Here is a 730-nt window from a genome sequence, read left to right on the forward strand (position 1 = left end):
TGGGCACGCCTGAAAGAATGGCGCGCGGTGGCAACCCGCTACGAAAAGACCGCCCGTTCCTTCCTCGGCGTCCTCTGCTTCGCCGCCACCCTCGATTGGCTCAGGAGCTAACAGACCCTAGAGCATTTCAGGTTTAGTCGAACGCATACCCCGAGTTGGTGAGATAGTTCTGGCACTCGGTGGGGCTGAAGGTGTCGAGCAGTTGGCCGATGGTGTCCCAGAGCGCCTCACGCGTTCGAGCTCCGGCTTTGCGTAGGCCGGCTTTGAGCTTGGCAAAGGCCTGCTCGATCGGGTTCAGGTCGGGCGAGTAGGCCGGCAGCAGCATCACGTGGGCCCGTGCCGCTCGGATAGCCTCGTGCACGCCGGCCACCTTGTGGGCGGCGAGGTTGTCCATCACCACCACGTCGCCAGGTGCCAGCGTGGGAACGAGGAACTGCTCGACATAGGCCCGGAAGGCCTCGCCGGTCATCGGCCCGTCCAGCACCAGCGGTGCGACGAAGCCGGTGCTGCGCAGGCCGGCGACGAAGGTGGTGGTCTTCCAGTGGCCGTGCGGCGTGGCGTCCACGAGGCGCTCGTCCCGCGGCCCCCATCCATAGCGGCGCACCATGTGGGACTGTCAGGAATTCCGTGTGCGTGCCGGTCAGTGAACGACACGGTCAGGCCAGGGCTTTGGTGAAGCGCTGACCGAAGAGCACGGCGAACTGGGCCTTGGCCATGGCCCATTCGCGGG

1 protein-coding gene and 1 pseudogene are annotated in these 730 nt (G+C 65.9%); one reads left to right on the forward strand and one right to left on the reverse strand.

All coding sequences use genetic code 11. From position 1 onward, the window contains the following. The coding region (locus E2C05_RS32270; RefSeq protein WP_158292286.1) for a transposase at window positions 1–111 on the forward strand (111 nt) is incomplete at its 5' end. Between the two features lie 22 nt (window positions 112–133). On the opposite strand, the pseudogene E2C05_RS32275 reads toward E2C05_RS32270, so the two are convergent. After that, window positions 134–607: pseudogene (locus tag E2C05_RS32275) on the reverse strand (IS630 family transposase); the annotation flags it as partial. Window positions 608–730: the final 123 nt, after the last annotated feature.

The organism is Paracraurococcus ruber, from assembly GCF_004353985.1.
Taxonomy (GTDB): Bacteria; Pseudomonadota; Alphaproteobacteria; order Acetobacterales; family Acetobacteraceae; genus Paracraurococcus; species Paracraurococcus ruber.